Origin of the sequence: Zoogloea sp. (assembly GCF_030157465.1) — a bacterium.
GTDB lineage: Bacteria > Pseudomonadota > Gammaproteobacteria > Burkholderiales > Rhodocyclaceae > Zoogloea.
This window is the reverse complement of record NZ_JAOAUU010000143.1, coordinates 1-2,267: the sequence shown is the minus strand read 5'-3', so window position 1 is coordinate 2,267 and position 2,267 is coordinate 1. Positions and strand designations below refer to the sequence as shown.

Annotated in this window: 2 protein-coding genes; one reads left to right on the top strand and one right to left on the bottom strand. The window is 63.0% G+C overall.

Going from position 1 to position 2,267, the window contains the following annotated elements; translation table 11 throughout:
• Positions 1-222, top strand: a 222-nt coding sequence (locus Q1W26_RS17555; protein WP_300442817.1) for a YceI family protein, incomplete at its 5' end; no start/stop codon positions are given.
• Between the two features lie 91 nt (positions 223-313).
• Here the strand turns inward: Q1W26_RS17555 and Q1W26_RS17550 are convergent.
• The gene (locus tag Q1W26_RS17550; protein ID WP_300442816.1) at positions 314-1,849 is read right to left on the bottom strand and encodes a L,D-transpeptidase family protein; all 1,536 of its coding nucleotides are present in this window, start codon (positions 1,847-1,849) and stop codon (positions 314-316) included.
• Between the last annotated feature and the right edge of the window lie 418 nt (positions 1,850-2,267).

The window sequence follows — 2,267 nt, the reverse complement described above, 5'->3', positions numbered from 1 at the left end:
GCCACCATCGAAGGCAACCTGACCCTCAAGGGCATCACCAAGCCGGTCACCCTGACCGTCGTGTCCTTCCACTGCATGCCCCACCCGATGTTGAAGAAGGATGCCTGTGGCGCCACCGCCACCGCCAAGGTCAAGCGCACCGACTTCAACATGGGCAAGAACGCGCCCTACGTTGGCGACGAAGTGACGATCACCCTGCCGGTCGAAGCCTACAAGCCGTAATCAGGCCGTTGTAAACCGCGCGGGGGGCGGACTTGCTCGACAAGTTCGCCCCCCGCTGTTTTTAACACCTGATTTTTGATTCGATTTACCGCTAGAGCTTCCGCGGCCCGCGTTTCTTCAGCGCTTCATCCAGCAGCGCGTCGTGGCCGTAGATGTCCGGAAAGAAGAACACACGGCCATCAGCCTTCGCCACCACGGTGCTGTAGGCAATCACCACCGGCAGCGGCTCGCGCAGACGCAGGGTGGTCGATGTTCCTTTCACCATCGCCTCGCGGATGCGCGCTTCGTCCCATTCGGGCTGAGCGTCCAGCACGAACTTCGCCAGCGCCACCGGCGCTTCCACACGGATGCAGCCATGGCTGAAATCCCGCCGCGGGCGAGCAAACAGCTGCGGCGCCGGCGTGTGGTGCAGGTAGATGTTGTCATTGTTGGGAAACACGAACTTGATGTCGCCCAGCGCATTCTTTGGCCCTGGTCGCTGACGGATGCGCAACTGGCCGCGCTGCAATGCATCCAGATTGTCGTTCGACAGGTTTTTGAGTACCCGCCCGTCGCCGGCCACAAACTCAAAACCCTGCTCGTCGAAATACGCCGGCTCGCGCTTCAGCTTCGGCACGGTTTCGGCTTGGGCGATCGATGGCGGCACGTTCCAGAAAGGGCTGAACTCGATGAAACGCATGTCTTCGGAAAAGATCGGCGTGCGCGTGTCGAGCGCCTTGCCGACGATCACCTTCATCTGTGCTTTTTCCTCGACCGCGCCATCCCGCCACGCGTAGGCCCGGAGGACAAACTCCGGCACATTCACGACGATCATGCGCCGCGCCTGCAACAGCGGCGTCCAGCGCAGGCGCTCCAGATTGAGCCCGATCTGGCGCACACGGAGGGCCGGTGACACCTCCAGCTGAGCCAGGGAATCCCTTCCGATCACGCCATCCGGCACAAGCCCGTGATGTGCCTGAAAGGCCTTCACCCCCTGCACGACGGCCCCGTCGTAACGTTGCGGCAAAGGTGTCGTGGCCGGCAGGTCGCCAAGGGCAACCAACCGGCGGGCCAGCATTTCCGAGCCCGACCAGGCATGGCCCGGCTCCAGCTTGCGACCGGGTAGCGACGGCAGCGGCCTGTCCCACAAGCGCGCGCGCAGCGGGTCGCTGGCCAGTTCCCGGTAGCGTCCCATCGCCCGGCGCAGGCCACTGTAGAAAGGCTGCGCCGGCGCCGCCTCGACAACCGCAGCCCGCAGGCGCCCGGCAAGCACCGCCGTGCGCAGATAGGCCGCCGGATCGAAACCGTTGGTACGTGGCACCCGAAAACCGTTGTGCACTTCGCGCGGGTCGATGCGGCCAAAATGCAGGTCTGCAAGATAGCGCCGCATGGCCCGCGTCACCGTGGCATCGAGCGCCAGGATGTCAGCCTCCGGCAGCGAAACCCCACCTTCAAGCGCGGTAAGGATGTTGCGCAACCCCGCTGCATCGTAATCATCGGCAGCCAGCCCGTCGGCGGCGGCCTCCTGCAGAATGTCCACCGCCTGCCAGGCAACCACCTTCGGCCGCCCTCCCTCGAACCACAACAAGCTCTCGGAGACCTCTGCGGCCAAGACAGCGCAAGAGCATGCAAACAGCAGCACCAGCACAAAAAGGGCATGCGCTCCATGTCGCAGGCGGCGGGTGTGACGGCAAATGAACATCATCAAGAAGGCATTCAGTAGATCAAGGCGGGCGAGGGTAACCCGACATTGCCCGCTGCGCACCCTGCCTGTGTATTGAAACACTTTGCCGCGGCCGCCCCTCCAGCATCAGCTGGCAGCAAGACTCCGATGCTGGCCACGCGCAGGCAAGTGTCAGGGCTTGCGCCGCCTCATATACGCTCGCTACGGTCCGGCATTTTGGCCGGTATTCTGCAGATCGCCCTCGCATCCGGCGGATGTTGGAGCCTGGCTCGCAGTGGAGAGTGTTTTGTTTTTTGGGCGTTGATTGGAGCGTGATGTTGTGAGTAGGTGAGTAGACGAGCAAAGCCCCGCAGAGATTTTCTGCGGGGCTTTGAGTATGTGT